The 23,752-nt window shown below is 73.1% G+C and carries 12 protein-coding genes and 1 riboswitch; of the genes, 9 read left to right on the top strand and 3 right to left on the bottom strand.

Annotated features, from left to right (window positions below; translation table 11 throughout):
• Window positions 1-2: 2 nt before the first annotated feature.
• On the bottom strand, window positions 3-371 hold the full coding sequence (locus ABT001_RS02915) for an energy-coupling factor ABC transporter substrate-binding protein (RefSeq protein WP_351271344.1): 369 nt from the start codon (window positions 369-371) through the stop codon (window positions 3-5).
• Window positions 368-1,078, bottom strand: coding sequence for an energy-coupling factor ABC transporter permease (locus tag ABT001_RS02910; RefSeq protein WP_351271341.1), 711 nt, complete (start codon window positions 1,076-1,078; stop codon window positions 368-370). The genes ABT001_RS02915 and ABT001_RS02910 overlap by 4 nt, the downstream gene beginning before the upstream one ends.
• 30 nt (window positions 1,079-1,108) lie before the next feature.
• A riboswitch (cobalamin riboswitch) is annotated at window positions 1,109-1,292 on the bottom strand.
• A 208-nt stretch (window positions 1,293-1,500) separates the two neighbouring features.
• Between ABT001_RS02910 and ABT001_RS02905 the strand changes: the two genes are divergently transcribed.
• Genes ABT001_RS02905 through ABT001_RS02885 form a run of 5 tightly spaced genes read left to right on the top strand, consistent with a single transcriptional unit; the run spans window position 1,501 to window position 6,685 of the window.
• Complete coding sequence (locus ABT001_RS02905; RefSeq protein WP_351271338.1) at window positions 1,501-1,737, top strand: ferredoxin; 237 nt, start codon at window positions 1,501-1,503, stop codon at window positions 1,735-1,737.
• A gap of 49 nt (window positions 1,738-1,786) precedes the next feature.
• A complete protein-coding gene (locus ABT001_RS02900; protein ID WP_351271335.1) occupies window positions 1,787-3,373 on the top strand; it encodes an ABC transporter substrate-binding protein in 1,587 nt (528 codons plus the stop codon).
• Window positions 3,370-4,320, top strand: a complete 951-nt coding sequence (locus tag ABT001_RS02895) for an ABC transporter permease (RefSeq protein ID WP_351271332.1) — start codon at window positions 3,370-3,372, stop codon at window positions 4,318-4,320. The genes ABT001_RS02900 and ABT001_RS02895 overlap by 4 nt, the downstream gene beginning before the upstream one ends.
• Window positions 4,317-5,168 carry an ABC transporter permease subunit gene (locus ABT001_RS02890; RefSeq protein WP_351271329.1) on the top strand — a complete coding sequence of 284 codons (852 nt, stop codon included), beginning with the start codon at window positions 4,317-4,319 and terminating at the stop codon, window positions 5,166-5,168. Before ABT001_RS02895 ends, ABT001_RS02890 begins: the two co-directional genes overlap by 4 nt.
• On the top strand, window positions 5,165-6,685 hold the full coding sequence (locus ABT001_RS02885; RefSeq protein ID WP_351271327.1) for an ABC transporter ATP-binding protein: 1,521 nt from the start codon (window positions 5,165-5,167) through the stop codon (window positions 6,683-6,685). The genes ABT001_RS02890 and ABT001_RS02885 overlap by 4 nt, the downstream gene beginning before the upstream one ends.
• A 54-nt stretch (window positions 6,686-6,739) precedes the next feature.
• On the opposite strand, the gene ABT001_RS02880 is transcribed toward ABT001_RS02885, so the two are convergent.
• A complete protein-coding gene (locus ABT001_RS02880; RefSeq protein ID WP_351271324.1) occupies window positions 6,740-8,371 on the bottom strand; it encodes a (2,3-dihydroxybenzoyl)adenylate synthase in 1,632 nt (543 codons plus the stop codon).
• A 164-nt stretch (window positions 8,372-8,535) separates the two neighbouring features.
• Between ABT001_RS02880 and ABT001_RS02875 the strand changes: the two genes are divergently transcribed.
• From ABT001_RS02875 to ABT001_RS02860, 4 genes are read left to right on the top strand one after another with little or no spacing between them, the layout of a single operon-like run.
• Window positions 8,536-15,159: a non-ribosomal peptide synthetase gene (locus tag ABT001_RS02875; RefSeq protein ID WP_351271321.1), complete on the top strand. Its 6,624-nt coding sequence runs from the start codon at window positions 8,536-8,538 to the stop codon at window positions 15,157-15,159.
• The gene (locus ABT001_RS02870) at window positions 15,156-20,672 is read left to right on the top strand and encodes a non-ribosomal peptide synthetase (RefSeq protein WP_351271318.1); all 5,517 of its coding nucleotides are present in this window, start codon (window positions 15,156-15,158) and stop codon (window positions 20,670-20,672) included. Before ABT001_RS02875 ends, ABT001_RS02870 begins: the two co-directional genes overlap by 4 nt.
• Window positions 20,669-21,829, top strand: coding sequence for a saccharopine dehydrogenase NADP-binding domain-containing protein (locus ABT001_RS02865; protein ID WP_351271316.1), 1,161 nt, complete (start codon window positions 20,669-20,671; stop codon window positions 21,827-21,829). Before ABT001_RS02870 ends, ABT001_RS02865 begins: the two co-directional genes overlap by 4 nt.
• Window positions 21,826-23,751, top strand: coding sequence for a Gfo/Idh/MocA family oxidoreductase (locus ABT001_RS02860; RefSeq protein WP_351271313.1), 1,926 nt, complete (start codon window positions 21,826-21,828; stop codon window positions 23,749-23,751). Before ABT001_RS02865 ends, ABT001_RS02860 begins: the two co-directional genes overlap by 4 nt.
• The last annotated feature ends 1 nt before the right edge of the window (window position 23,752 follow it).

Below are 23,752 nucleotides of genomic sequence, written 5' to 3'. Positions count from 1 at the left end.
GCTCAGTTCCTCCGGCCCTCGGAGTCCCCGGCGGGGCTCCCTGTGCCACCGCTGTCCCGCTGGGCCGTCGCGCGCAGCTCGCCCTGACGGCGCCCGCGCCGCACCCCGAAGTAGTAGGCGAGGACGCCCGCTCCGAGTGCGGCCTGCAGGGCGAACAGCGCCGACTCGATCTCGCCGGACGCCGGTTCGTACAGCGGGGAGAACCAGGGTTCGTAGTCGGGATCGATCTCGGTGATCGCCGTCTCGGCCTGGGCGTCGGCGCCCGCGAACGGCTCCTTCTCGCCTTCACCGAGGCCGAGGACCAGGGGAAGGACGGCCAGCGCGGCCACGACGAGCAGCAGAAGGGCGTTGATCCGGGTGTTCCTGTTCATCGCGCCACCGCCTCGGTCCCGGCTGTGCCGGTCCTGGCCCGCCTGCCGGTGACGAACACGCCGAGCCGGGTCAGGTCCCCCCTGCTGGACTGCACGAGGAGACGCATCACCAGTACGGTCAGCAGCCCCTCGCTCACGGCGAGAGGGATCTGGGTGACCGCGAAGATCGAACCGAACGTGCCCAGCGCGCCCGCGAATCCGCTGCTCGGGTCGGGGAAGGCGAGTGCCAGCTGCACGCTGGTGACGCAGTAGGTGGACAGGTCTGCGGCGAACGCGCCGCAGAACACCGCCACCATCAGTGCCGCGCCGTACCTGCGCAGCAGCCTGTAGACGGCGTACCCCGCCCAGGGGCCGACGACCGCCATCGAGAAGACGTTGGCGCCGAGCGTGGTCAGGCCGCCGTGGGCGAGCAGCAGGGCCTGGAACAGCAGAGTGATGGTGCCCAGCACGGCCATGACCGGTGGGCGGAACAGGATGGCCCCCAGCCCCGTGCCGGTGGGATGCGAACAACTCCCCGTCACAGACGGGATCTTCAGGGCGGAGAGAACGAACGTGAAGGCCCCGGACGCCCCCAGGAGCAGCGTGCTCTCAGGGTGTTCCCTGACCTCACGCGTGAGCGACCGGACTCCGTGGACGACGAACGGCGCGGACGCGACACCCCAGGCGATCGCGTGCGCCGGAGGCAGAAAACCCTCGGCTATATGCATGACTCGGCAGACCCTCTCCAGCACCTCGTGGATGGTTGAAGTGCCTTGGCCGGTCTCCTGGCTTACGGGTACCACCGCCCGAGCTCCGCCTTCCCGGGTCACGAGGACCCAGTGGCTGCCCGTGAGGGCCGGAGCCGGACTTCCCGATCACAGTGGCGAGGGCCGCACCGGCATCACACCGGATTTCCCGTTCACCAAGGCGTGGCGACAGTAGTGCCGGGCGGGGGGTGAGGACAAGCGGGCAGGTGCGCCGTACGCCACGTCAGGAGAACCGTTCGACCTGCCGGGTGGGCGGGCCGTCGGCGATCGCTCCGGCCGTGACAGGAGGCGCCGACCAGTGTTGAATATGAATATCGTTATCAACTACTGTGTGCGTGGTGGCGGCACCGACGTCACCCGAAGAACGCAGGGGAGGAGTCCGCGTGAGCGCGACAGACCGGCCGTCCGAGCCGGAGCGGGTCCGTGCGGTACGGCACCTCTGCGTGGGGGCGGGGCAATGCGTGCTCGCCGCACCGGCCGTGTTCGACCAAGCGGTCGACGACGGGCTGGTGCTCGTGCTGGACGACTCGCCGCCGGCTTCCGAACTGGCCGCCGTAGGACAGGCCGTGTGGGCGTGCCCGTCGGGCGCCGTCACCCTGCGCCGGGGCACGGTCCGCTGAGCCGTCCGCCTCCCTCTCATCTCTGATCAGCACCTCGTCAAGGAGACGCATGTCCAGACCGTTCGACCGCCGTGCCTTCCTGCGCCGCAGCGCCACGGGAGCCGCGGCCCTGGCAGTGGGCCCCGGCCTGCTGGCGGCATGCTCGACCGACGACCCCGCCACCTCCGGGAAGCCGGGCGGTGGATCCTCACCCCGTACGGGCGGCACGCTGCGGGCGGCCTTCGTCGGGGGCGGTGCCTCCGAGACGCTCGACTTCTTCAACGGCCCCTCGTCGCTGGACCTGGTCCGGGCCCGTGCCTGGCACGGCACCCTCGGGAACCTCGACCCCTCCGCCCCCGACGGCGTCCGCTACGGCGTGCTCAAGGGGATCGACATATCCGCCGACCTGTCCACGTACACCCTGCACGTCCGGCCCGGTGTCCGCTTCACCGACGGATCGAAGCTGACCTCCGCCGACATCCTGCACTCCCTGTCCGCGCTCGCGGGCAGGAGCATGCTGCCCGTGTACAAGCTGGCCGCCATGAACTTCGACCTCGCCGCCGCCCGCGCGGACGGCGACCTCAAGGTCGTACTGCCCACGCTCCGGCCCATAGCCGACGGCCGCATGATCCTGTGCCAGGGCAACTTCCTGGTCGTCAAGGACGGCACACGGCGCTTCGCCCAGGGCATGCCCAGCTGCGGACCCTTCCGGCTCGGCGAGTTCACCCCCGGCCAGGGCTCCGCCTTCACGCGCTACGACGAGCACTACGGTCACGTGCCCCACCTCGACGGGCTGGAACTCCGGTCCATCGCGGACTCGACGGCCCGCGCCGGTGCGCTCACCAGCGGTGAGATCGACTTCGCCCATGACCTCGCGCCGGTCACCGCGCGCACCCTCGCGGACAACGGGAACATCGAGATCGCGCCCACGAGGAGTCCGTACCTGGTGGGGCTGTCGTTCCAGATGAACATGAGCGCCGCGCCCTTCGACGACCCGCGGGTGCGGGAGGCGTTCAAGCTGGCCGTGGACCGTGAGGCGATGGTGAGGACGGTGTTCCACGGGGACGCGGTGGTGGGGAACGACCTGCCGTCCATCGGATTCCCTGACTACGCGGAGAACGTGCCCCAGCGCGCCTACGACCCGGACAGGGCCCGGAAACTGCTCAAGGCGGCCGGGGCCGAAGGGGTGGAGGTCGTGCTGACCACGGGCCCCGAGACACCCGGGATGGTGGAGATGGCCACCCTGTACGTCGAGGACCTGAAGAAGGCGGGAGTCCGGGCGTCGGTCCGTGAACTGCCCGCCGGCCAGCTCTACGCGGACTTCGCGGCGTACAGCAAGCTGCCGCTCGCGGCCTCCTACCAGATGCCGATCCCCGCGCTGTCGACCTATCAGATGAGCACGGCGGGCGGGTCGCCGTCCGCCTTCGGCTGGAAGCAGGCCGAGGTCGACGCCCTGGTGTCGACGGCCCGCGCCCAGCCCGACGGGACCGAGGCCCGGAAGCTGGGCACCCGGGCGCAGCGCGAGCGCTGGGAGGAGGGGAACCAGGTGCTGCCCGTCTTCAAGCCGAACCTCAACGCACAGGCCAAGGGCGTCAGCGGGATCAGGGACGACCTCTTCGAGCAGTTCCCGGGCTTCTCCCAGGCGTCCTTGGCGTGAGTCTGCTCCTCTTCGCCGGCCGCCGGCTCGCGGGCGGGGCCGTCCTGCTGGTGCTGCTGTCGGCCGTGATCTTCGCGATCACGGCGGTGCTGCCGGGGGACGCGGTCAGCGCGGTGGCAGGGGTGGACGCCTCACCGGCGGAACGCGCCGAGGTCCGCGCGGCCCTCGGCCTGGACCGGTCCGTGGCCGAGCGGTACGCGTCTTGGGCGGTCGGCGCCCTCGGGGGAGACCTGGGGACCGGATTCGTCGGACACCGGCCGGTCGTCGACGTGCTCGCCACACGGCTGCCCAACAGCCTGCTGCTGGCCGGGCTGACCCTCGCCTGCACCGCGCCTCTCGCCGCGCTGCTCGGTCTCTGGACCGGGTTGCGGGGCGGGGTCGCGGACCGCTGGACCTCGAAGGCCATGCACGCGGTCGCGGGGATACCCGAGTTCGTGCTGGCGTCGCTGCTGATCGCGGTCCTCGCCGTCCAGCTCCAGATCCTGCCGCGGGTCTCCCTCATTCCCCTGGGCGGTACACCGCTCGATGTGCCACGCGCACTCGTCCTGCCCGTGCTGACCCTCGGTGCGGTCGGTCTGGCCGTCGCCACCAGGCTGTTCCGGGTGTCCGTCGCGGAGGTGGCGGCGACGCCCTACGGGGAGTCGGCCAGGCTGAACGGCGTCCGAGGGGCCAGGCTCGCGGTGCGCCACATCCTCCCCAACGCGGCCGGCCCCGCCGTGCAGGCACTCACCCTCACCACCGGGGCGCTGGTCGGTTCCGGTGTGGTCGTGGAGAGCGTCTTCGACTACCCGGGGATCGGACGGGAACTGCAACTGGCGGTGGCCGCACGGGACATACCGATGGTCCAGGGAATCGCCACCGCGCTCGCCGCGGTCATGCTGGTGATCCTCCTGCTGGGTGACATCTGCGCGCGGCTGCTCGGCGCACAAGGAAGGCGCGACGCATGACCTCAGTCACGGCACCGGGCCGACGAACGCCTGCCGGCCTCCGGGCTCGGAGGCGCCGGCCGCCCTACCTCACCGGTGGAGTGGCGCTGCTCGTCCTCGCGCTCGCGCTGCTGGGCCCACTGACGGCACCGTACGGACCGAACGAGCCCGTGGGTGCGCCCTTCCAACAGCCCGGAGGGGGATTCCTGCTCGGCACCGATCTGCTGGGCCGGGACGTCACCAGCCGGGTACTGAGCGGCGGGCGGACGATCGTGGTGGTCGCCGTGGCCGGAACCGTGCTCGCGGGTGCCGTCGGAGTGGCCGCGGGCGTCCTGGCCGCCATGGTCTCCCCCCGCTTCGGCGCCTTCGTGCTCCGTGCCGTCGACGCCCTGGCCGTGCTGCCGGCCCTCCTGCTGATCCTGGTGCTGGCCGCGGGCTTCCCCGGCAGCGACACCGCCGTGGTCGCGGCCGTCGCGCTCGCTACCGCGCCGTTCTCCGTCAGAGTCCTGCGCGCCGCGGCCGACTCCATCCTCACCAGCGGTTACGTGGAGGTCGCGCTGGCGCGCGGTGACAGCAAGGCGGCCGTACTGCGCCACGACGTACTGCCCAACATCGCCGGACCGGCCCTCCTGGACGCGGCCCTGCGGCTGATCGCCTCGCTGCACCTCACCGCCACCGCGGGGTTCCTCGGCCTCGGGCGGGGCGGGGCGGAGCCCAACTGGGGGCGCATGGTGAGCGAGAACCTTCCGGGAGCGACCCTCGCACTCGCCCCCTTCCTCGTACCCGCCCTGCTGCTCGTCCTGTTGTCCGTGTGCGTCGGCCTGCTGGCCGGCCGACTGGCCGACGCCGTGGGAAGGGGCGCCGCATGACGGGCTCCGGCGCGCTCGCCGAGATCGAGGGGCTGACCATCGGCCCGACGGCCGGGGGACCGCCCGTCCTGCTCGACGCCCGTCTGTCCGTCGAGCGTGGGCAGGTGCTCGGGGTGGTGGGCCGGTCGGGGTCAGGCAAGAGCAGCCTCGCCTACGGGCTGCTCGGCCATGTCCGCCCCGGCCTGGAGAAGCGCGGTGGCCAGGTCCGGGTGGCAGGTCTCGACCCGTTCACCCGGCAGGGCGCACGCCGCCTCCGGGGGCGCGTCGTCTCCTTCCTGGGCCAGGACCCCGCCTCCTCCCTCAACCCCGCCCTGCGCATCGGGAAGCAGATCACCGAGGCCGTGCGGCTGCGTGCCGGTGCCTCGGGAGCGGAGGAGGCCGCGGAGGAGACCGGGGCGCTGCTCCGGTCCGTACGGCTGCCCGACGACCGGGCGTTCCGGCGGCGGCTGCCGCACCAGCTCTCGGGCGGGCAGGCCCAGCGAGTGGCCCTGGCCCTCGCACTGGCGGGTTCTCCGGACCTGCTGGTGCTGGACGAACCCACCAGCAGCCTGGACACGGTGCTGGCCGCCCGGATGCGCCGTCTGCTGGCCGAGGTGCTGAGCGGGGGCGAGCGAGCCGCGGTGCTGGTCAGCCACGACCCGGCCTGGATCGCCTCCGTCGCGGACGACGTGATCCGGCTGGAGGGCGGCCTGATCGCCGCTCCCCGGACCGCACCGATCCCGGCGGCCACCCCCGTCCCGCTGGCCCGGACGGCCGGTGCTCCCTCCGGCCCTCCGGCCGGCGGTCTGCTCTCCGTCGAAGGGCTGTCGGCCGCCCACGGACGGGAGAGCGTGCTGCACGGCGTGTCCCTCACCGTCGAGGGCGGTGGTTGCACGGCCGTGGTCGGTCCCTCCGGCTCGGGGAAGACGACCCTGGCCCGCTGCCTCGTGGGTCTGCACCGCTACACGACGGGGAGCGTCGACTGGCGGGAGGACACCCGGCCGGAGGGCGGGGGCGCCGCCGTCCAACTGGTCGCCCAGGACGCGCGCGGCGCGCTCAACCCACGCGAATCCGTGCGCACGGCGATGACGCGACCGCTGACGAGGCACCGGGGGATACCGGCCGGGGACGCGGCGGCCGAGGCCGTCAGGCTGCTCGACCTGGTCGGCCTCGACCCCGGGACGCTGACGCGCCGGCCGGGCGAGCTGTCGGGTGGCCAACGCCAGCGGGTCGCTCTGGCCAGGGCGTTGGCCGCAGGACCGCGCGTCCTGGTGTGTGACGAGATCACCTCGGCACTCGATCCGGAGACGGGAGCCGGAGTGCTGGCCCTGCTCGGCACACTGCGGCGGACGCTCGGACTGACCGTCGTCCTGGTGACGCACGACCTGACGGCCGCCGCCCGCTTCGCCGACCGGGTCGTCGTCCTGGCCGGAGGCCGGGTGGTCGAGTCCGGGCCGGCGGACCGCGTCCTCGGGCGGCCGGAGCACGCCGTGACCCGCGAACTGGTCGGCTGCGGCGGGGAGCCGTACGACACGTAGGGCCACAGGAGCCGAGGAGGAGGGGGAGGGTGCGGGAGCCTCCCCCCCCACCCGTCACGCCCGGGTCAACCGCAGGGCCAGCGCCGCCTTGTCGATCTTCCCCACGGCGGTCAGGGGCATGTGCGGGACCTCGACCACCTCGTCCGGGGCCTTGTGGTCCGCCAGCCCGCGCTCCTTCAGGAAGGCGGCCAGCTCCCGGGCGCCCGGTGCGCTCCCCGAGCACACGACGAAGGCGACCGAGCGCTCACCCCAGCGCTCGTCGGGCACCCCGACCAGGGCGGCGGAGGTGACGGCGGGATGGATCAGCAACTGCTCCTCCACCTCCGTCGCCCCGATCTTCTCGCCCCCGCGGTTGATCTGGTCCTTGATCCGGCCTACGACGACGAGGTGCCCGGAGGGCAGGCGCCGCACGAGATCCCCGGTGCGGTAGAAGCCGTCCCCGGTGAACGCCGTCCGGTTGTGCTCCTCGGCCCGGTGGTAGCCGCGCAGTGTGTACGGGCCCCGGGTCAGCAGCTCGCCGGGGGAGCCGTCGGGCACCGGCTCGCCGGCCGGGTCCACGACGCGTACCTCGTCGTCGGGTGAGAGCGGGCGGCCCTGGGTGGAGCAGACGAGCTCCACGGGATCGTCGAGCCGCGTGAGGTTGATCAGACCTTCCGCCATGCCGAAGACCTGCTGCACCGTCACGCCGAGCGCGGGTCCCAGCCGGCGGGCGAGGTCGTCGGGCAGTCGCGCCCCGCCGACCTGGACCACGGCGAGGCTGCTGATGTCCGACAGACCCGTGGCCGCCTCGTCCATCCAGTACGGGACGAGCGGCGGGCTCAGCGAGGTGACGGTCACCCCCTCGCGCTCGATGAGCGCGAACGACGTCTGCGGACTCGGATCGGGCGAGATCACCACGGTCCCGCCGCCGAAGAGGGCCCCGAGTACGCCGGGACAGGCCAGCGTGAAGTTGAAGGCGACCGGCAGGACCGCCAGATACACCGTGCCGGGGCCGAACGCGCAGACCTCGGCGGCGGCGCGGGCGTTGTAGCCGTAGTCGTCGTGCGTCCGCGGAATGAGCTTGGGCAGCCCCGTGGTACCTCCGGAGAGCAGGAGCAGGGCGAGGTCACCGGGACCGGCGCCGCCGTCGTCGGGCAGGGGGTCCGTCCCGTCGCCGCTGCGCAAATCCTCGAACCGGACGAACTCCTCGTGCGGTCCCGGATCCCCGACCACGACGACATGGCGCAGGGAGCCCCCGCCCTCCTCGTCGGCGAGCACCTCCCGCATCAGCTCGCGATGGTCGAAGCGCGCGTGCCGGTCGGGTACGACGCAGGCCGCGGCCCGGGAGGCGCGCACGAGGTGGCCGATCTCCGTACGCCGGTGCCCGGGCATGGCGTGCACGGGGACCGCCCCCAGACGCTGGAGGCCGAACCAGATCAGCACGAACTCGGCGCAATTGGGCAGTTGGACCACCACCTTGTCCCCTCTGCCCAGGCCCAGTCCGCGCAGTCCGCGCGCGACACGGTCCGCTTCGGCGTCCAGCGCCGCGTAGGTCCAGCGCCGGTCCCCGTCGACCAGCGCGACGCTCTCGGGACGGGTGGCGGCCCAGTCGCGCAGGGCTGCGCCGAAGGTCACTCCCGCCCAGTACCCGGCGCTCCGGTAACGCTCCGATTCGGCTGCTGACCAGCCCGGTCGTGCCTCGGTCATGACTTCTGCCTCTCGTCACTGGGCGTCAGGTGCTGGCGCACAGAGGTTCGGATGGTTAAGATACGCGTTAGAAATGATAATCATTTCCATCTGGGTTGTCGGCCCTGGCCAGGAGATCGCCAGGAAGACCGGAACCACCTCTCCGTCTGGAAGGACCCCCATCAGTGAGCGACGAACCCGCCGAGGTGCGCGAGGCGGTGGCACGCGCGCTGCAGCTGGCTCCCCAGGAGCTGGACGGCGACCGTGACCTCTACGAACTCGGCCTGGACTCGCTGACGTTGATGGCCCTCGCCGGCGAGTGGCGCCGGGGAGGCAGCACCGTCACGTTCCAGGACCTCGCGAACGAGCCCACGCTGCGCGCCTGGGCCCGCCTGGTCGGGGAGAAGAACGGGAGCGGCGCACGGCCCGTGCCGGTCACGTCGCCCGCCGGCCCGCCCGCTGAGGAAGCGGGGCCGTTCCCGCTGGCGACGATGCAGCACGCCTACTGGATCGGCCGACAGGACGGTCAGCCGCTCGGCGGCGTCGCCGCCCACTTCTACGTCGAACTCGACGGCGGCGACGTCGATCCCGCCCGCCTGGACACCGCGCTGAAGGCGCTCGTACGCCGGCACGGGATGCTGCGGGCCGTTTTCGACGAGGAGGGCCACCAGAGCTACGGCGAGACGCACGCGGGGCTCACGGTCCACGATCTGCGGGCGCTGACCGCCGACGAGGCCGGAACCGAGCTGGAGCGGATGCGTGAACACAACACCCACGCCCGCGCGGACCTCGCCGAGGGCGACGTCTTCCGGGTCGCCCTGTGTCTGCTTCCGGGCGGGGAGACACGTCTGCAACTCGACCTCGACATGATGGCCGGGGACGCGCTGAGCCTGCGGGTCCTGCTGTCCGATCTCAGGGACCTCTACGAGTCCCCCGGGAGCCCGCCCGCCGAACTCGGCCTCGACTACCGCCACTACCTCACCGAGCGCGAACGCGGACGCGGAACCGAACGCGAGCAGGACGCGGCCTGGTGGCGGGAACGGCTGGGCGAACTGCCGGGCGCACCACGGCTGCCGACCACCGTCGATCCCCTCACTCCCGTACACACCGGTGACGACGCCCTCACCCACTCCCGGCGACTGCACCACCTGCTCGGCCCGGAGGCCAAGGCCGCCCTGGTCGGCCGTGCCCGCCACCACGGAGTGACCCCCGCCGCCGCCCTCGCCACCGCCTTCGCCGAAGTCATCGCCGCCTGGAGCGGCAGCCAGAGGTTCCTGCTGAACCTTCCGCTCTTCGACCGCGAGATGTACACGCCCGAGGTGGCCGGGCTGGTGGGCGACTTCAGCAGCTCGGTCCTGCTCGACGCGGACATGAGCGCCCCGCTGCCCTTCGTCCGTCAGGCGAGGCAACTCCAGGACGGACTCCGGGCCGGCATAGCCCACGGCTCCTACAGCGGTGTGGAGGTCCTGCGCGACCTCGCGCGCCTCCAAGGGGCCCCGGTGCTCGCGCCCGTCGTCTACACCAGCGCCATCGGACTCGGCGAGATCTTCGAGCAGGACGTCCAGAAGTCCTTCGGCCGGCCCGTCTGGATCATCTCCCAGGGTCCGCAGGTCTTCCTGGACGCCCAGGTCACCGAGCTCGACGGCGGCTTCCTCCTCAACTGGGACGTCCGCGACGGCCTGTTCGAACCCGGGGTCCCCGAAGCGGCCTTCGACGCCTACCGGCGACTGGTCACCGACCTCGTCACGGACCCCACCACCTGGACCCGGCCCGTGGGCGCCCTCCTCGGCCCCGACGTCCTGCCCCGGCGCGCGGTGGCGTCGCTGCCGCCGACCGCCCGGCCGGACCGCGCCCTGCACACCCGCTTCTTCCGCCACGCCGAGGACGCTCCGTCGCGGACCGCCGTCGTCCGCGAGGACGGCGACCGTGTGACGTACGGCCGACTCGCCCACCACGCACGCCAGGTGGCCGCTCTGCTGCGCCGCCACGGCGTGGGCGAGGGCGACACCGTCACGGTGACCCTGCCCAAGGGCGCCGACCAGATCACCGCCGTGCTCGGAGTGCTGGCCGCCGGTGCCGCGTACGCGCCCGTGGGAGTGGAACAGCCCGCAGTGCGGCGTGCACGCATCCACGCCGTCGCCGCCCCGGCCGCCGTACTCACCGACCGGGCCCACCGCCACCTGTGCGCGGACGTCCCGTCCGCACCCGTCCTCCTCATCGAGGACGCCCTGGCGGAGGCCCCCGGACAGGTCGCCCACCCGGATGCCGAGCTGCCCGCCTACGTACTCTTCACCTCCGGCTCGACGGGGCTGCCCAAGGGCGTCGAGGTCCCGCACCGTGCCGTCGTCAACACCGTCGAGGCGATGGAGGACCAGTTCGGGTTCGGGCCCGACGACCGCACACTCGCGATCTCCGCCCTGGACTTCGACCTCGCCACCTGGGACATCTTCACCCCCCTCTCCGTCGGCGGCCAGGTCGTCGCGGTCGGACAGGAGCACCGCAGGGACGCCCACCACTGGGCCCGGCTCGTACGCGACCACCGGGTGACCCTGGTGCAGTGCGTACCCGCCCTGCTGGACCTGCTGATGACGGCGGGGGAGGACACGGGCCTCGGGGACTCACCGCGCATGGTCCTGCTCGGCGGTGACTGGGTCGGCCTCGACCAGCCGGAGCGCCTGCGCTCCCTCGTCCCCGGCTGCCGCTTCGTGGCGCTCGGAGGCATGACGGAAGCGGCGGTGCACTCGACCGTCTTCGAGGTGGACACCCCCGAACCGGCGTGGAAGTCGGTTCCCTACGGTCTGCCGCTGCGCAACACGAAGGCCCGCGTGGTCGACGGCCGCGGACGTGACCGCCCAGACTTCGTGGCCGGGGAACTGTGGGTCGGCGGGCGGGGCGTGGCGGCCGGCTACCGGTCGGACCCCGAGCGCACCGCCGAACGCTTCGTCGAACACGACGGCGAGCGCTGGTATTGCAGCGGCGACCTCGCACGCTACCGGCCGGACGGCATCCTGGAGTTCCTCGGACGCGCCGACCACCAGGTCAAGATCGGCGGCCACCGCATCGAGCTGGGCGAGGTCGAGTCGGCCCTCGAGGACGACCCCACCGTCCGGCACGCGGTCGCCACGGTCCTGGAGACCCCCGTCCGGCGGCTCGCCGCCGCCGTCTCCGCGCGGACCACGGAACAGCCCACCGCCGACGCGGTCCGGGCACGGGCCGCCGAACGGCTGCCGGCCCACATGGTCCCGGACCCGGTCCTGGTCCTCCCCGACCTGCCGCTGACCGCCAACGGCAAGCTCGACCGCACCGCGGTGCGCCGGCTCCTGACCGACGCCGTGGGTGAGGACACCGTACGCACCCGCGCACCGCTCGGACCGGTGGAGACCACCGTCGCGGCCGAGTGGTCCACGCTCCTCGGCGTCGACGGCATCGGCCGGGACAGCAGCTTCTTCCGGCTGGGCGGTGACTCGCTCGTCGCCACCCGCATGATCGGCCGGCTGCGCGCCGCGGGACTCACCGGCGCGCGCGTCGCCGCCCTCTTCACCCACCCGGTGCTCCGCGACTTCTGCGCGACCCTGCGCCCCGCGACGGCGACCGACGAGCACGGCACGGCCGGCCAGGTCCTCCTGCCCGACCCCGCCCACGCCCACGAACCCTTCCCGCTGACCGACGTACAGGCCGCCTACCACACCGGCCGCGATCCGGGCTTCACCCTCGGCGGCGTCGGTACCTGGCACTACAGCGAGTTCGACGGCACGGACGTCGACCTCGACCGGATGGAACGGGCCTGGCGGACGCTCGTCGAACGGCACGGCATGCTGCGCGCCGTCGTCACCGACGGAACCCAGCGCGTCCTCCCCGACGTCCCGGCCCCGCGCATCCCCGCCGAGGACGTGGACCTCGAAGGAGCCCCCGAGGCCCTGGCCCGCCTGCGTGAACGTCTGGCGCAGCAGGTGCGTGACCCCGCGCGGTGGCCGCTGTTCGCGCTCGGGGCGGTCCGCTACCCGGACGCCACGGGCACGACCAGGACCCGTCTCGGCATCGGCCTCGACTACCTCGTCCTCGACGCGCTGTCCATCACCACGCTCTACGCCGAACTCAACGCGCTCTACGCCGACCCCGACACCCAACTCCCCCCGGTCGACGTGTCGTTCCGCGACTACCTCACCCAGCTCCCCGCCGACCCCGGTGCGGCCGGGCGGGCCCGCGCCCACTGGGAGGGCCGCCTCGCCGGACTGCCCCCGAGTCCCGCACTGCCCCTGGTGCGCGATCCGGCGACGCTCGGAGCCCCCTCCTTCACGCGGCGACGGCTGCGGCTGGATCCTGCGGACTGGCAGGCACTCAAGGCGGGCGCCGCCCGTCACGGCCTGACGCCCTCCACCGTCCTCCTCGCCCTGTACTGCGAGGTGCTGGCGGCCTGGAGCGGGACCGACGCCGTCACCGTCACACTCACCCTCTTCAACCGGCGAGACGTACACCCTCATATCCACCGGGTGCTGGGCGACTTCACCTCGCTCTCCCTGGCGGGGTACACCCGTGAGGAGCAGGGCTGGCCGGCTTCCGCACTCGCCCTCCAGCGACGCCAGGCCGAGGACCTCGACCACAGGGACGTGCCGGTCGACTGGCTGCTGCGGGAGTTCGGCCGACGCTCCGGGACCGTGGAATCCGCCGCACCCGTGGTGTTCACCAGCGCCGTGGGCGTGGGCGACGCGTCCCTCGCCGACCCCGGCAGCGGCTTCCCCGCGAAGATCTGGGGCATCTCCCAGTCCCCGCAGGTCTGCCTGGACAACCAGGTCACCGAGGAGTCCGGAGCGCTCGTCGTCACCTGGGACGCCGTCGAGGAACTGTTCACCGAAGGCACCCTCGACGCCATGTTCGCCGCCCACACCCGACTGCTGCGCCACCTGGTGACGCAGGACTGGGCGGACCCCCTGCCCGATCCGCTGCCCGCCGCGCAGCGGGAGCGGCGCGCGGCCGCCGCGCTGGAGGCACGCCGGGTCCAGCCGGCCCCCGCCCTCCTGCACGAAGCCTTCTTCGCACACGCCCGGACAGGCCCCGGCCGGACGGCCCTGGTCACCGTGGACGGCACGGCCACCGGCTACGGTCCGCTGGCCGAGCAGGCCCTGCGTACGGCTGCCGCCCTGGTGGCCGCCGGCGTGGGCGAGGGCGACCTGGTCGCCGTCACCCTGCCCAAGGGCCCGGAACAGACAGCCGCCGTCCTGGGGGTGGTCGCGGCCGGTGCCGCCTACGTGCCGCTCGGTCTCGAACAGCCCTCCGCCCGGCTGGAACGGGTACGCGCCACGGCCGGCTTCCGGCTCGTGCTCGGGGACTGGCCGGCCCCGCCCGGTCCCGGGGACCCGGCGGCCCCCCGTGTGCTGTCCTTCCAGGACACACAGGCGTACCCGCCGCTGCCGGCCCACCGGGACGTCGGCCCCGACGCACTCGCCTACGTCATCTTCACGTCGGGGTCGACCGGTGAGCCCAAGGGCGTCGAGATCACCCACGCCGCCGCCTGGAACACCGTCGCCGACATCGGGGCCCGCCACGGCATCGGCCCCGACGACCGGGTGTTCGCCCTCTCGGCACTCGACTTCGACCTGTCCGTCTACGACGTCTTCGGGCTGCTGTCGGTCGGCGGTTCCCTGCTCCTGCCCACCGAGGAACTGCGCCGCGAACCGGGGCGCTGGCCCGCCCTGGTGGCCCGCCACGACGTGACGGTGTGGAACACCGTGCCGGCCCTGCTCGACCTGCTGCTCGACGCCGACGAGCGGGCAGCGCCCGGCAGCGGGGGCATCCGGGGCCTGCGTACCGCACTGGTCTCCGGGGACTGGATCGGACTCGACCTCCCCGGCCGGCTGAAGGACCGGACCGCGCGCCCCTGCGAGTTCGTCGCCATGGGCGGTGCCACGGAGGCCTCCATCTGGTCGAACACCCTGACCGTCGACGAGGTCGACCCCGCCTGGGCCTCCATCCCGTACGGGAGGCCCCTGACCGGGCAGGACTACCGGGTCGTCGACCCGACGGGGCGGGACTGCCCCGACTGGACCCCCGGAGAGCTGTGGATCGGCGGCCTGGGACTGGCCCGCGGCTACCTGTCGGACCCGGACCGCACGGCGGAGAAGTTCGTCGTGCGCGACGGCCGGCGCTGGTACCGCACGGGTGACCTCGGGCGGTACCGGGACGACGGGACGCTGGAGTTCCTCGGCCGCATCGACAGCCAGCTGAAGATAGCGGGCCACCGCATCGAGGCAGGTGAGATCGAGGCCGCCCTCGAAGCGCACCCCGACGTGGCGCGCGCCGCGGTGGTCGCGGCCGGGAAGCGCACCGCCCGACGCCTGGTCGCCTTCGTCGTACCGCGCGGGGCCGAGGCCGCCGACGCCGTCACCGACTCCCTCCCCGCCTGGCTCGCCGAGCGTCTGGCCGCCTACGCCGTGCCCTCCCGGGTGCTGCCGCTGCCGGCCCTGCCGCTCACCGGCAACGGCAAGGTGGACCGGAACGCCCTGGCCCGCACGGCCGGGCAGGAGACCACCGTCACCGGCGCCGAACCGCCCCGGGGCGAGGTCGAGACGGTACTCGCGGAGCTGTGGCAGGAACACCTGCCCGGCCACGTACCGGACCGCGACGCCAACTTCTTCACGATCGGCGGGGACAGCCTCTCCGCACTCCGCCTGGTCGGCGCGGTCGAACGCCGGCTCGGGGTCGCCGTGCCGGCCCGGCGCCTGTACGCCGCCCCGACCATCGCCGCCCTCGGCGCGGACATCACCCGCACGCTCGCCGCCGACACGACCGTCTACGAAACAGGAGAACTGTGAATCCCGCTGAACTGCTGGCCCGCTGCGCCGACGAGGGCGTGCACCTGTGGGCTCAGGACGGACAACTCCGCTTCCGCGCACCGCAGGGCCGCCTCACGGACGGACTCCGGACCGCCCTGCGCACCCACAAGGAAGCGATCCTGCACCACCTGGAGGCGGATGACGCCGTCCTGCGGAGCGACGAGGCCGGCCGCCACGAACCCTTTCCGCTGACGGACATCCAGGCGGCCTACCTCATCGGCCGCACCGACGCCTACGCCTACGGAGGCATCGGCTGTCACGCCTACGTCGAGCTGGAGTACAGCGAACTCGACGTGGAACGCGTCGCCGCCGTATGGCACGGACTGGTCCAGCGGCACGACATGTTGCGCGCCGTCATCCACAGCGACGGCTACCAGCAGGTGCTGCCCGACGCTCCCGCACCGGACGTGACCGTCGATGACCTGCTCCACCTCCCCGACGGGGAGGCCGAAGCGGCCGTGGCGCGCACCAGGGCGCGGATGTCCGTACGCCGGAAGCCCACCGACCGCCTGCCGCTGTTCGACGTGCACGCGAGCCTGACCGGTACGCGCGCCGTGCTCCACCTGTCCTTCGACATGCTCGTCGTCGACCACGCCAGCCTGCGGATCCTCCTCGCCGAGTTCCAGACCTCCTACAGCGGCTCCGCACTGTCCGAGGCACCCCGCATCTCCTTCCGCGACTACGTCCTGGCGCGACGCGCCCTCACCGACGGCGCCGCGTACTCACGGGACCGCGCGTACTGGACGGACCGGCTCGACGCGCTCCCGCCCGCTCCCGAACTGCCCCTCGCGGAAGCCTGGGAACCGAAGGCGGAGCACACCCCGACCGGTGACGCCGTCAGCTTCACCAGGCTGGAGCACCTCCTCCCCTCCTCCGCCCGGGAACGCTTCACCGAACGGGCGGCACGACGCGGGCTCACCGTGTCGGCCGCCCTGCTCACCGCGTACGCCGAGACCGTCGGCCGCTGGTCGCGCACCACCCGGTTCACCCTCAACGTGCCGACGGTGGACCGTCCCGCCCTGCACGAGGACATCGGCCGGCTCGTCGGCGACTTCACCTCGCTCGAACTCCTGGCCGTGGACCTCGACGCACCGGCGTCCTTCGGTGACCGGGCCGCAACCCTCGGGGCCCAGCTCCTGGAAGACCTGAGCCACCCCCTCTACACCGGGTCCGAGGTGCTGGCCGAGCTCTCCCGCAGGGCCGGGGCGCCGGTCCTCATGCCGGTCGTCTTCACCAGCGCCCTCGGCTCCGGCGCCACCGCCGACGGTGTGCCCCCGGAAGTGACGTACGCCGCGACCCAGACGCCGCAGGTGTGGCTCGACTGCCAGGTCATGCGGCGGGGCGACGCCCTGAGCCTCTCCTGGGACGTACGTGACGGGGCGCTCAGCGGCGCGGTCGCCGAGGACATGTTCGCCGCCTACGCCGGCCTGGTGCGCCTGCTGTCGGGCGAAGGAGCCGCCGGTGAGGCGGCCTGGGACGAACCGGCCCGCGTCGAGCTCCCCGCGGTCCAGACCGCACGCAGGGCCGAGGTGAACGCCACCGCGGGGCCGCTGCCGGACACCCTGCTCCACGCACCCGTGCTCGCCCAGGCCGAGGCCACCCCGGACGCCATCGCGGTCCGGACACCGGAACTGGCCCTCTCCTACCGGCAGCTCGTCGCCCGGGCGAACGCCCTGGCCGGCGCGCTGGAGGAGTCCGGGCTGCGGCCGGGCGAGCCGGTGGCCATCTGGATGGACAAGGGGTGGGAACAGGCGGTCGCCGTGCTCGGCGTCCTCATCGCGGGCGGCGCGTACCTCCCCGTCGACACGGCCCAGCCGCCGGCCCGCCGGGACACGATCCTGGCGGACGCCGCCGTACGCACGGTCCTGACACAGTCCTGGCTCGCCGAGGCCGACGACCTCCCGCCGGACGTGTCCGCCCTCACCCTCGACCTGCTGCCGGAGGACGCCCCGGCCAGGACGCCCCACGCGACCCGCCACCCCGACGAACTCGCCTACGTCATCTACACGTCGGGCTCCACAGGCACGCCCAAGGGCGTGATGATCAGTCACCGCGCCGCCCTCAACACCGTCCAGGACATCAACCGCAGGTACGCCGTCACCGCCCAGGACCGCGTCCTCGGCATCGCGGGGCTGAGCTTCGACCTCTCCGTCTACGACCTGTTCGGCCCGCTGTCGGTGGGCGCCACACTCGTCCTGCCCCTGGCCGAGCGGCGCGGCGACCCCTCGCACTGGGCGGAACTCGTCCGGGACTTCGGCGTCACCGTGTGGAACTCCGTGCCCGGCCAGCTGCACATGCTGTGCGACTGGCTCCGCGCCGAACCCCCCTCCGACGAGGACAGCACACCCAGGCTGGCCCTCGTCTCCGGCGACTGGGTCCCGGTCACCCTCCCCGCCGAGGCCCGTGCCGTCCTCCCGGGCCTCCAGGTCATCTCCCTCGGCGGCGCGACCGAGGGGTCCATCTGGTCCATCGCGCACCCCGTCGGCGAGGTGGACACCGCCCGCCCGAGCATCCCCTACGGCAAGCCCCTGACGAACCAGGGATTCGCCGTGCTCGACCAGCAGTCGCGCCCACGGCCCGAATGGGTCCCGGGCGAGCTCTACATCTCCGGAGCGGGAGTGGCCATGGGCTACCTCGGCGACGAGGCACGCACCGCCGAGCGGTTCATCGAACACCCCGTCAGCGGTGAGCGGATCTACCGCACCGGCGACCTCGGGCGTTACCTCCCCGACGGAACCATCGAGTTCCTCGGCCGCGAGGACGCCCAGGTGAAGATCCGTGGCTACCGGGTCGAACTCGCCGAGGTCGAAGCGGCCGTGCAGGCCCACCCGGCCGTGGCCGCAGGCGCAGTCGTCGTCGACGACTCGGCCTCCGGCGGCCGACGCCTCGCCGCCTTCGTCGAGACGGCCCGCCGCGACGACGGCCGGCAGGCGCGGTCGGGCAGCACCGACGGCATCCACAAGGCGGCCGCCGAAGCCGTACGCGAAGCGTCCCGGGCCGTGGACCCCGCACAGCTGAAGGCCTTCCTCGACGCCCTGGACGACGTCGCGCTCGCGGAGATGACACGCGTGCTCCTGACGGCCGGGCTCTTCGGGAACGGCGCCGCGCACACGGCGGACGACGTCGGCACCGCCCTGCGTTCCACCCCCCGCCACCGCCACATCGTGCGGCGCTGGCTGCGCGCCCTGGCCGGACGCGGGCTGCTGACGCACCACGACGCCGACGACACCTACAGCGGACTCGCCGGCATCCCCGGGTCCGAGCTGGAACGGAGATGGCGGCGCGCCGGGGAACTGGAACAAGAGGTCGGGTGGAGCACCGAGCTGCTCACCGTCATGCGCACCTGCACCGGCCGCCTGCCCGAGCTGATCGCAGGGGACACCGGCATCAGGGAACTCCTCTTCCCCGGCGCCGCGTTGGACGCGGCGGACGCCGCCTACCGCGACAACCTCGCCATCCGGCACCTCAACCGCGCCGTCGTCGCCGCGCTCCGCGAGACCGCCGCCGCGCACACCGGTGAGGAACGGCTGCGGGTGCTGGAGGTGGGCGGAGGCGTCGGCGGCACCACGGGCGAACTGGTGCCCGTACTCGCCGAGTACGGGGTGGACTACCTCTTCACGGACGCCTCGGCCTTCTTCCTCAACGAGGCACGCGAACGCTTCGCGGACCACGGCTGGGTGCGCTACAGGCGCTTCGACGTGGACGAGGACCCACGCGAACAGGGCTTCCTCCCCAACACCTTCGACGTCGTGGTGTGCGCCAACACCCTGCACGCCGCCGCCGACGCGGACGCGGCGGTGGGACGGCTGCGTGAACTGCTGGTTCCCGGTGGGCAGCTGGTGTTCGTCGAGAACACCCGCGACGAGAACTGTCCGCTGCTGGTCTCCATGGAGTTCCTCGAGGTCGCCGGACACACCTGGACCGACGTACGCGCGCACACCGGCCAGTCCTTCCTCACCCACACGCAGTGGCGGGAACTCCTGGACCGGCACGGGGCGACGGACGTGGTGTCACTGCCGGATCCGGAGGACCCGCTGACCGCCACCGGACAGGAGGTGTTCCTCGCGACGATGAAGGACGACCGGCACCACGTGCCCGTGGGCGAGCTGGCACGCGGCGCGGCCACCCGCCTGCCCGACTACATGCTCCCCACCGTCTGGCAGGTCGTCGACACGCTGCCCCGCACCGCCAACGGCAAGACCGACCGGTCGCTGCTGCGGAGCTGGCTGCCCCGTGAGACGGAGAAGCCGGTGGTGGACGAGCGGCCGATGGACGGCCTGGAGAACAGCCTGGCCGGACTCTGGGCGGAGCTCCTGGCGGTCGAACACGTCACCAGGAACGACGACTTCTTCGCCCTGGGCGGGGACTCCCTGCTGGTCGCCCGCATGGTGGCCCAGCTGCGCGACCGCGTACCGCAGGCCGCGGAACTCGAATGGGAGGTCGTCCTGCGCCACATGCTCCGCCGCCCCACCGTGGCAGGTCTCGCCGGATTCCTGCGCGGACTGACCGGCGAGGAGGAGACACCCGGGGACGGGACCGCGATACGCACCGATCCCGTCATCCACCTGCACGGTGCCCGGGCCTCCGACGAACCGACGACCGTGCTCGTGCACGCCGGAACCGCCACGATCATGCCGTACCGGGCGCTGATCACCGAGATCAGGCGGCGCTCCCCGGGGCTCGCAGAGGTGGTCGGCGTGGAGGTCCCCGATCTGAACGGCTTCCTCGCCGCCCCGCCCGAGGGACTCATCGAGCAGCTCGCCGCCGACTACGCACGCGCCCTGACAGCGGGCGGCCGACGCCGCTTCCACGTCGTGGGCTACTGCCTGGGCGGACTGATCGCCACCGAAGTGGCCCGCAACCTCGCCGAGTCCGGGGCCGAGGTGGAGAGCCTCACCGTCATCAGCAGCCACAGCCCGCGCTTCCGCCTGGACGACGAGCTGCTCTCCGAGTACTCCTTCGCCGTCATGATGGGCATCGACCCCGCCGCGCTGGGCTTCCCCGGTGACCAGTACCGGGTGGCCGCGGCGGCCGACGCCGTCCTGGCCGGCAGTCCCGGGATCCTGCCCGACGGGGGCCTCGCCGCCCTCCCCGCCGAGTTCGCCGACGTGGCGGACCGCTTCCGGGCCCTGGCCGAGGTGCCCCGTGCCACCCGCATCGCGCGGATGTGCGAGGCGGTCCCCGCATCCGCGGGCACGTACGAACCCGAGCACATGACACGGCTGTTCCTCGCCTTCCGGCAGAGCGTCTTCGCCATCACCCGGTACGACGCCGAGCCGTACGCGGGCGACATCACCTTCCTTCGGCACGACGGGGCCTACCCGTTCCCCGGCAGCAAGGACGCAGTCACGGCCTACTGGCACGAACTGGCCCTGGGCGACCTGGACATCGTCGACATCGGGGGCGACCACTACAGCTGCCTCTCCGTCGAACACGCCCCCACCATCCTCAAGACGCTCGGTGAGCTGACCCAGGGAGCGATCACCCGATGACGAAGAGACCCCTCATCGGCGTCCTGGGCGCATCCGGAGCGGTGGGCCGGGCAGCGGTCCACGAGCTGCGGGCCCTCGGCCACACGGGGCTGCGGCTGGGCGGCCGTACCCCGTCGGCGCTCCGCGCGATCGCGGAGCAGAACCCCCACGGCCTCGACGAGATCGTGCGGGCGGACGCCGAGGCACCGGACGGCCTGCGTGCCTTCGCCGACGGATGCGACGTCGTCCTGAACTGCGTCGGCCCCACCTACCGGCTCCGGGCCACCGTCGCGTCGGCCGCGCTCGCCGCCGGAGCGCACTGCGTGGACGTCGCCGGGGACGACCCGGCCGCCGAGGACCTCCGTGAGGACGGCGATCCCGCCCGCGACGGACGGACCGTGGTCCTGTCGGCAGGGGCGCTGCCGGGCCTGTCCAGCCTGCTTCCGCGCTGGCTGTCCCGGCAGGGACTCGACCGGCCCACCGCCCTCACCGCGCACTGCGGCGGCCTGGAGACCTGCTCGCCCACCGTGGCGCAGGACCTCATGCTCTCGCTCACCTCCGGGGGCGCCGACGGCGCCGCCTACGGCGAGCCGCTCGCAGCCGTCCGGGACGGCCGGCGGGTGTCCCGCGCACTCCGTGCCGACGAGGACACCGAACGGCCCGGATTCCCCGGCCGGGTGGCCACGCAGCCCTACCTCAGCGGTGAGAGCGAACGCCTCGCCGACGACCTGGGTCTCGACCGGCTCGACTGGTACAACGTCCACCCGGGCGCCCAGGTGCGCTCCCTGCTCGGCCTCCTGCCCGGCCACCTCGCAGAGGGCGCCGACCCGGCGGACCTGGCCCGCCGGCTGATCCTCGCGGCCGAGCTCGACCTGGCCGGGCGCACGCCCTACTACGTCATGGACTTCGAGCTGGCCGGGACCGCTTCAGGACGGCCGGCGACGGCCGGAATGACCCTGCGCGCGGCGAGCAGCTACCGGCTCACGGCCGCCGTCGGGGCGCTCGCAGTGGACGCGGTCCTGGACGCCACGGTGCCTCCGGGCATCCACTTCGCGTGCGACGTGCTCGACCCCGGCACCGTGGTCCGCCACCTCCGCGCGGGCGGCGCAGGTGAGCTGCGGCTCACCGGCACCGCCGCACCGGCGGACACCGAGCCGGTCGAGGAGGGCGTCCTGTGACCGCCGCAGCCCCCTTCCGCGTCCTCGTCTGTGGCACCAACTTCGGGCGCTTCTACGCCGAATCCGTCCGGAGGCGGCCCGGATACGTCCTGGCCGGAATCCTCAGCCGTGGCTCCGCCGCCTCACGGGCGTACGCGGAGGAAGCCGGTGTGCCCCACCACACGGACCTCGACCGGCTGCCGGACGGCATCGACGCCGCGTGCGTGGCGGTCAGCTCCTCGATCTCCGGGGGAGAGGGCACGGCGCTGGCCAGGGCGCTCATGGACCGTGGCATCCACGTACTCCAGGAACACCCGGTACACCTGACGGAACTGACGGACAGCCTGAAACACGCGCGCCGCCGTGGAGTGCAGTACCGCCTCAACACCCACTATCCGCACGTCGCCCCCGTCCGTTCCTTCATCGAGGCGGCCCGCAGGCTCACCACCCTGCAGAAGCCGCTCTTCGTGGACGCGGCGACCCCCGTCCACCTGATGCACCCGATGGTGGACATCCTCGGCCAGGCCCTGGGGACGCTGCGTCCCTGGCGCTTCGCCGACCCGGCCGCGGTGCCCGCGGACATCGGGCCGCAGCCGTTCCGTACCCTCCAGGGTGTGATCGGCGGGGTCCCGGTCACCCTGCGGGTGCATCACGAGCTCGATCCGTCCGACCGGGACAACCACGCACTGCACTGGCACCGCGTCTCCATCGGCACCGAGGGCGGCGTCCTCACCCTGGCCGACACCCACGGGCCCGTCCTGTGGAGTCCCCGGCTGCACATCACCAGGGACCCAGGCCACCGGTTCGTCCTGGACGGTCCGGGCACCGGCGGCCTCGACCTCGGCACCACCGCGGTCGTCGGGACCACCGGGACGTTCCGGAACGTGTTCACCGACCTGTGGCCGCAGGCTATCGGCAGCGCGCTCGACGGCCTGCGCGACGCGGCGGCCCTGGGCGGCGACGCCCTCCGGGCGGGCCAGTACGACCTCGCCGTGTGCCGCATCTGGTCCGACCTCGCGGCCCGGCTGGGACCGCCCGAGATCGTCCGGCCGGCGACTCCGCGCCCCCTGTCGGCCGGCGACCTCTTCCCGGCCCCCGAGCCGGCAGCGGTCCCCGCCCGACGGGCCGCGCCGGCCGGTGACCCCGGGGAAGCGGCGCCCTACACCCCCTCGGCGGAGTTCTTCGACCTCGTCGCCGCACGGCACACCGCGACCGCGAGCGCCTCCGCCGTCGCCGGCCTCCTCGCCGACGCCGAACTGGGTGGCGGTCCGGTGCTCGACATCGGCGCCGGTACGGGGCTGGTGACGGAAGCCGTCGCACGCGCACGGCCCGACGTGGAGATCATCGCCGCCGAACCGGCCGTCGGGATGCGCGCCGTGCTGACCAGCCGCGTCTTCAGCGACCCGGACCTGCGCTCCCGGGTCACCGTCACCGCGGACTCCGCGCCCGACCTGGAACTCCCCGACCGCATCGGCGCCGTCCTCCTGTGCGGGGTGCTCGGACACCTCGACGCCGCCGAGCGCCACAGGCTCTGGGAGAGACTGCGACAGCGGCTGGTCCCCGGCGGTCTCGTCGTCGTCGAACTCATGGGCTTCGACGCGCCGCTGACCCTCCCGGAGACCAGGCTCGCCACGGCCCGCGCCGGACACCACCGCTACGAATGGTCGTTCTCCGGGGCGCCGGACGAGGAGGACGCATCGGTGATGCGCCTGCACACGACCTGGCGCGTCCACCGGGACGACGAACCCGTCGTGGTGCGCGAGGTGCGTGACTCCTACCGCTGGACCCCCTTCGGCCTCCGCGAGGTCGCCGCCGAGTCCGGGATGACCGTACGCACGCTGCCCACCCGGGCCGGCGCGCCGCCCCTGGCCGTCCTCACCCATGATCCCGCCCCGGCGTCCGCGGCCGGCACCCCGTCACCCGTCTCCCGCACCAACGACTGAG

It is taken from the genome of Streptomyces sp. NPDC002793 (assembly GCF_040295485.1).
Classification (GTDB): Bacteria; Actinomycetota; Actinomycetes; order Streptomycetales; family Streptomycetaceae; genus Streptomyces.
Note: the sequence above shows the minus strand (reverse complement) of the source record. Positions and strands in the feature narration are given on the sequence as shown.